We start from the raw sequence: 6,640 nt of genomic DNA, 5'->3' as shown, positions 1-6,640 counted from the left end.
CCCTGTGGCGCCCGCTCTACGTCTATGCAGAGCGCCGGCTGCGCCTCGATTGACCCGTCCGGAGGACAGATCATGAATATCATCGCCAAGGATACGCCTCTTGTCACCGTCAAGGGGGTCAAGCAGTCCTACAACAACGGCGCATCGGTCGTGCTCGACCATGTCGACCTCACGCTCCGCCCGGCCGAGATCGTTGGCCTGCTCGGACGTTCCGGTTCTGGCAAGTCGACGCTGCTGCGCACGATCGCCGGCCTGATCCGCCCGACCGAGGGTTCGGTGGACTTCGAGGGCGAACCGGTAACCGGGCCGCGCTCAGGCATCGCGGTCGTGTTCCAGAGCTTTGCGCTGTTCCCTTGGCTCACTGTGCTGGAGAATGTCGAACTGGGGCTGGAGGCGCAGGGCGTCGTTCCGGCGGAGCGGCGCAAGCGGGCTATCGCGGCGATCGACCTCATCGGCCTCGACGGCTATGAGGGCGCCTATCCGAAAGAGCTCTCCGGCGGCATGCGTCAGAGGGTCGGTCTCGCCCGCGCTCTCGTCGTCCATCCGAAGCTGCTTTTGATGGATGAACCGTTTTCGGCGCTCGACGTGCTGACCGCCGAGACGCTGCGCACCGACCTGCTCGACCTCTGGTGCGAGGGGCGCATGCCCATCGAAGCCATCCTGATGGTGACGCACAACATCGAGGAGGCGGTGCTGATGTGCGATCGCATCCTGATCTTCGGCTCCAATCCCGGCCACGTCATCGGCGAGATCAAGGTCGACATGCCGCAGCCGCGCAACCGTCTCGATCCGGCTTTCCGGGCGCTGGTGGAGGACATCTATGCCCGCATGACGACCAAGACCGGAGCCGCCGCCCCGGCGCGGGAAGGGCTCTTCCCCGGGACAGGCATCGCCATGGTGCTGCCAAGGGTTTCCACCAACGAGCTCGCGGGCCTGATCGAGACCGTCGCGGCCAAGCCTTATGACGGCAAGGCAGACCTGCCACCGCTTGCCGCCGATCTGAGGCTTGATATCGACGACCTTTTCCCCGTCGCCGAAACGCTGCAGCTGTTGCGCTTCGCCGAATTGGAGGGTGGCGACCTTCGCCTCACCGCCGCCGGCAAGCGCTTCGCCGAAAGCGAGGTGGACGAGCGCAAGCGCGTCTTCGCCCAGCAACTGGCGAGCTATGTGCCTCTAGCCGCGCATATCCGCCGCATCCTCGACGAGCGGCCGAGCCACAAGGCCCCGGCCCGTCGATTCCGCGACGAACTCGAGGACTACATGTCGGAGGAGTACGCGGAAAGCACGGTCAAGGCGATCATCAGCCTGGCGCGCTACGCCGAGTATTTCGCCTATGACGAGGAAGCCGACCTGTTCACGCTCGAAAATCCGAGCTGAGCCCCGGCCAATCGCAGATAGGACGCGGCCCAACCCATCGGGCCTTGGTTCACCCCCGGCCCAACCAATCGATCCCTCGGTCGATTGGCCGCGGAGCGTATGGGACGGCCTGTCGAGTGGCCGTCCGCCTTCGAAGGAGATTTTGGGCACGGCGCGGACGGTCGCTGCCGTGCGCCGGCATGGCCGAGGCCGTGGCCGACCAGCAGGCGAAATCGGCCAGGTGCTCCGCAAATTCGGGAGAAGCTCATGGAGGATCGTTCCATGGTTCGGCATCGCCGAGAAGATTTCGAAACAGGGCGGTCAACGCACAGGCGGCAGCGCGGGAACGCCAATAACCCAACGCGCCGGACGTCAGGCCCGCGATGGTTATGGTTGCGCGTCGCCTTCGCCGCCGCACGCGTCCTGCTGTATCTGGCGCAGATGTTGTCCGGGCTGGCAGCCCTGCTGCTTCAGCATCGTCTGTTGCCGCTGGCGGTCATCCGCTGGATGCTGCGGGTTTCCTATGCGCTCACGCGTGTTTCCTTTTGCGTCCTTCGCGCCTGCATGAGAAGACGAGCGAGCCGCTAGAACAATCACGGGAAAGATGTGTAACGATCTTCAGATCAGAATTTGCGTGAAAACAAATAGTTAGAGCGGCTCGGCGTTTATGCCTAATGCTGGACTGCCCGAGCATAGGATCGCGCCCGGAGAGCCGGAGACGAAAGGATGAGTTTCGATACCGCACGGTTGCACGCTGAAAAACCCCTGTTGTGGCTGGCCATAGCCGTTCTGATGTTGGGGATATTCGTCGCCGACACCATCACCGAACTCCAAATCGCCTTTGCGGTCCTCTATGTCGTGGTTGTTCTCATCTCGGTGCAGGCGGGCCGACCCCGCGCGGTGATGCTGGTGGGAACGGTCTCCGTCTTCCTCACCATAGTCAGCTATTTGCTCACCCGGTTCGGCGATCCGGATGCGGGGCTCGCCAATTGCGCGTTGAGCCTGGTGGCGATTGGGGCGGCCACCTATCTGGCGCTGCGGATCGAGGCCGCCAACCTGGCTGCAAGGCAGGCACATGCCGACCTTGCGCACATGTCGCGCATGATGCTGGTGGGGGAACTGGGCACGTCGATCGCCCATGAGGTAAGCCAACCGCTGGCAGCCATCGCAGCCAATGGCAATGCCGCGATCCGGTGGTTGAGCGCGTCGCCACCGAATGGGGCAGAGACACGAAAGGCGCTCGAGCGCATCGTGGAAGCGGCCGGCCGCGCCGGCGATGTCATCGGCCGCGTCCGCGGCCTGGCCGCGCGCAAGCCGCCGTCCCGGGAGTTGGTCGACATGGCCGAGCTGGTGCAAGAGACGCTGGCGCTCGCGCTGGGCGAGATACGCGGGAGCCAGATCGGCTTGCGGACGGAACTGGCCAACGACCTGCCGGCGGTGACGGGCGACCGCGTCCAGCTGCAACAGGTGATCCTCAACTTCGTCGTCAATGCCATCGAGGCCCTCAAGGCCGGCCGAGCCGACGATCGCGACCTTCTGGTGAGCCTCGCGACGGACGGCAGGAAGATCACGCTCAGCGTCCGCGACAATGGCGTCGGACTTGTTCAAGGCGCGCTCGACAAGATCTTCGACCCCTTCTATTCCACCAAGCCGGGGGGCATGGGCGTCGGGCTTGCGATCAGCCGTTCGATCGTCGAGGCTCACGGCGGCGACGTCTACGCGGCGCCCAATTATCCGAGCGGCGCCGTATTCGGTTTCACGCTGCCCACGGACAAGGCAAAGGACTGATCCGGTGCAGGAGCCGAGAGCCACGATCTATGTCGTCGACGACGATCCACTGGTGCGCGACGGGCTGGACAGTCTTCTGCGTTCGGTCGGCTACGAGGTTCATGTATTCGCGTCGGTTGACGATTTCGCGCAGCATCCGCGCACGGATGCGCCGTCCTGCCTGGTGCTCGATGTGCGCATGCCGGGCCCGAGCGGCCTGGATTTCCAGGCGCGCCTGGTCGAGCGCGGCGACGCCATCCCGATCATATTCCTCACCGGTCACGGCGACGTGCCGATGTCGGTGCGCGCCATCAAGGCCGGAGCGGTTGAGTTCCTGCTGAAGCCGTTTCGCGAGCAGGACCTGCTCGACGCGATCCGCGCCGGGCTCGAAAGGGATCGCACCGGCCGGCTCGACACGGCGCTGTCGACCGAGCTTCGGGAACGGTTCGCCACGCTCAGCGCGCGCGAACGGGACGTCATGGCGCTGGTCGTGACCGGCCTGCTCAACAAGCAGATCGCCGGGGAGCTTGGCGTGAGCGAGATCACGGTCAAGGTCAATCGGGCGCAGGCCATGCGCAAGATGAGAGCCGCCACGCTCCCCGACCTGATCAGGATGGCCGACCGCCTGGGCCTTGCGGCCGATCGGCAGGTCAGGGGCTGAGACTGCCGATCAACTTGCCGAGCAGGTCCGCAAGCGTCTCGCGCTCGATGCTCGTCAGGCCGGCGAGGATCTGGTGCTCGTTGGCGACATGGGCGGCAAGCGCCTCATCGACGAGTTCGAGACCTTTCGCAGTGAGTTGCACCACCACGCCGCGCCGATCGCTGGGATGGGGCGCGCGCTGGATCAGGGCGGCCTTTTCCAGGCGGTCGAGCCGGGCCGTCATGGCGCCCGAGGTCACCATGGTCGCCTCGTAGAGCTCGGTCGGTGTCAGGGCGTAAGGGGCGCCGGAGCGTCGCAGCGTTGCCAGCACGTCGAACTCCCCGGATTGCAGCCCAAAGCGGGCGAAGACCGGCGCGAGGCGGTCGCGCGCGATCAGTGAGGACGCTTCATTCAGTCGGCCGATCACCCCCATCGGCGACACGTCGAGGTCGGGCCGCTCGCGCTTCCACTGTTCGATGGCCTTCGCCGCGCGGTCCATTTCGCTCACCGTAAAGTATCTTGATATCAAGAATCTTTATGCTATCTTATCTCAAAGCGGCATTCAGGCCAAGCGCTCGGCAGGACGGACGGGACTACATCCGATGAAATTTTTCTGGGATTCGGCACCTGGGCTTCTTGTCGTTACCGGCGGCCTGCTCGGATTGACCCTGCCTTTCGGCAAGCTTGCGACCGCCGACGGCGTGCCTGCGATGGTCTGGGCGCTGGTCATTTCGCTTGGCGCCGGCAGCGTGCTGCTGGCAGTTATTCTCCTGCGCGGCGAGCGCATCCGGCTGACCGCGCACAAGCTGCGCTATTTCTTCGTCACCGCCGCGGTATCCTATGCCATTCCCAATCTGTTGATGTTCTCGGCCATTCCGCATCTTGGCGCGGGCTACACGGGCATCATGTTCACGCTGTCGCCGGTGATCACGCTGGTGTTCTCGATCCTGCTCGGCGTTCGACGCCCGAACCTGCTCGGCGTGACCGGCATCGCCGTCGGTTTCGTCGGCGCGGTGATGGTTGCGCTCACGCGCGGCGAGGCGGGCCAGCCCGCCGATTATTTCTGGGTGGCGGTGGGCCTGCTCATTCCGGTCAGCCTTGCCGCCGGCAACATCTACCGCACTGTCGACTGGCCGGAAGGCACCGGGCCGATCGAACTCGCCGTGGGCAGCCATCTGGCTGCGGCGACGCTGCTCCTCATTGGTATTCTGACGCTTTTGGGCCGCCAGGCGTTCGTCTCGCTCGGCGGCGTGCCGCTGGTGGTTGCCGGACAGGTTGCCTCGGCTTCGGCAATGTTTGCCGTCTTCTTCCGGCTACAGGCGGTCGGCGGGCCGGTCTATCTCAGCCAGATCGGCTATGTGGCGGCAGCGGTCGGACTGTTCGCGGGCACGATTTTCCTCGGCGAGCACTATCAGCTGCTGACCTGGGTGGGCGCCATCATCATCACCGCCGGCGTCTTCATCACGACGAAGGCGCAAAACCAGGCCGTGGCGAGGGCGCAGACCCAGCCGGCATGAATGCGGCGGCCGGTCAGACCGAACCCTTCTCCGCCAGCACCATGTAGTTGACGTCCATATCCTTGGACCTCTGCCAGCGATCGGCCAGCGGATGATAGATGACACCTGTGCGGTCGATCACGGTAAGCCCGGCCACGCCAAGTGCCTTCTCCAGTTCCTCGGGCCGCACCAGCTTGCCGAACTGATGGGTGCCGCGCGGCAACCAGCGTAAGACATACTCGGCGCCGATGATGGCCAGGCCCAGCGCTTTCAGCGTGCGATTGATGGTGGCGACGAACATGATGCCGCCAGGACGCACCATCTCACCGCATTTGCCGACGAACAGATCGATATCGGCGACATGCTCGACCACTTCCATGTTGAGGATGACGTCGAATGTCTCGCCGGCGTCGGCCAAAGCCTCGGCCGTCGTGGCGCGGTAGTCGACGCTGACGCCGGCTTCCGTGGCATGCAGCTTTGCCACCTCGATGTTTGTGGCCGAGGCGTCGGCGCCCACCACATCGGCGCCCAGCCGGGCCATCGGCTCGCATAAAAGCCCACCCCCGCAACCGATGTCGAGGAAGCGCAGGCCCTCGAACGGCCGGGCAGCGCGCGGGTCGCGGCCAAAACGCGTCGCCACCTGGTCGCGGATATAGGCGAGGCGGACCGGATTGAACTTGTGTAACGGCCGGAACTTGCCGTTAGGGTTCCACCATTCGGCGGCAAGGGCGGAAAAGCGCTCGACTTCTCCGGCGTCGATGGTCGATCGGCGGGGCTCTGGCATTTGGTGGTCTCCTCGAACGCTAGGAAGTCGGGTCCTGGGCCGAGAAAGTCAAGGCAGGTTTTTCCGCTGCTGCCAACTGACTGCCGACGGCTCCATCATGCACCTTCTGGTAGACGACCGATCCAGCGACAGACCCGCGCCGACCGCTTCTTGACCGCCTTCGCTTGCGAAGCCTTCATGTTTTGGCTAAGGAGGCCGCGCATTTCCGCGGCCCGGCCTTGCCGGGCGCATCTTCCCGTTCCGGCCTTGAGCCGGCTTCAGTCAAAGGCATCTCGCTTCCATGGCGCGCATCGTGATGAAATTCGGCGGAACCTCGGTCGCCGACATCGCCCGCATCCGCAATGTGGCGCGCCATGTCAAACGCGAGGTCGATGCCGGGCACGAGGTCGCCGTGGTGGTTTCGGCGATGGCCGGCAAGACCAACGAGCTGGTTGCCTGGACCCGCGAGGCCTCGCCGATGCATGACGCGCGCGAATATGACGCCGTCGTCGCCTCGGGCGAGCAGGTCACGGCCGGCCTTCTGGCGATCACGCTGCAGAACATGGGCATCCACGCCCGCTCCTGGCAGGGCTGGCAGATCCCGATCAAGACCGACAA

General features: G+C 64.8%; 7 protein-coding genes and 1 pseudogene. 6 read left to right on the top strand and 2 right to left on the bottom strand.

The features are described 5' to 3' along the window. Positions 1-72: 72 nt before the first annotated feature. From Q0L57_RS02460 to Q0L57_RS02445, 4 genes are all read left to right on the top strand, one after another. The gene (locus tag Q0L57_RS02460; RefSeq protein WP_296737477.1) at positions 73-1,377 is read left to right on the top strand and encodes a nitrate/sulfonate/bicarbonate ABC transporter ATP-binding protein; all 1,305 of its coding nucleotides are present in this window, start codon (positions 73-75) and stop codon (positions 1,375-1,377) included. Positions 1,378-1,749: 372 nt separating this feature from the next. Then, positions 1,750-1,944 (top strand): hypothetical protein, encoded by a 195-nt coding sequence (locus tag Q0L57_RS02455; RefSeq protein WP_296737475.1) that lies wholly within the window; start codon positions 1,750-1,752, stop codon positions 1,942-1,944. 138 nt (positions 1,945-2,082) lie between these two features. Continuing rightward, complete coding sequence (locus tag Q0L57_RS02450; RefSeq protein WP_296737473.1) at positions 2,083-3,144, top strand: ATP-binding protein; 1,062 nt, start codon at positions 2,083-2,085, stop codon at positions 3,142-3,144. Positions 3,145-3,148: 4 nt separating this feature from the next. Next, entirely contained in the window at positions 3,149-3,784 is a 636-nt protein-coding gene (locus Q0L57_RS02445) for a response regulator (protein ID WP_296737472.1), read from the top strand. Here Q0L57_RS02445 and Q0L57_RS02440 read toward each other — a convergent pair. Beyond that, positions 3,774-4,262, bottom strand: a complete 489-nt coding sequence (locus Q0L57_RS02440) for a MarR family transcriptional regulator (protein WP_296737479.1) — start codon at positions 4,260-4,262, stop codon at positions 3,774-3,776. The genes Q0L57_RS02445 and Q0L57_RS02440 overlap by 11 nt on opposite strands. A 103-nt stretch (positions 4,263-4,365) precedes the next feature. On the opposite strand from Q0L57_RS02440, the gene Q0L57_RS02435 reads away from it, so the two are divergent. Then, complete coding sequence (locus Q0L57_RS02435) at positions 4,366-5,280, top strand: DMT family transporter (protein ID WP_296737471.1); 915 nt, start codon at positions 4,366-4,368, stop codon at positions 5,278-5,280. A gap of 13 nt (positions 5,281-5,293) precedes the next feature. Here Q0L57_RS02435 and ubiG read toward each other — a convergent pair whose 3' ends face one another. Beyond that, complete coding sequence (ubiG, locus tag Q0L57_RS02430; RefSeq protein WP_296737469.1) at positions 5,294-6,043, bottom strand: bifunctional 2-polyprenyl-6-hydroxyphenol methylase/3-demethylubiquinol 3-O-methyltransferase UbiG; 750 nt, start codon at positions 6,041-6,043, stop codon at positions 5,294-5,296. A gap of 280 nt (positions 6,044-6,323) precedes the next feature. Here ubiG and Q0L57_RS02425 point away from each other — a divergent pair. Then, a pseudogene (locus Q0L57_RS02425) lies at positions 6,324-6,640 on the top strand (aspartate kinase); the annotation flags it as partial.

The organism is Mesorhizobium sp. (assembly GCF_024509055.1).
GTDB lineage: Bacteria > Pseudomonadota > Alphaproteobacteria > Rhizobiales > Rhizobiaceae > Mesorhizobium.
Note: the sequence above shows the minus strand (reverse complement) of the source record. Positions and strands in the feature narration are given on the sequence as shown.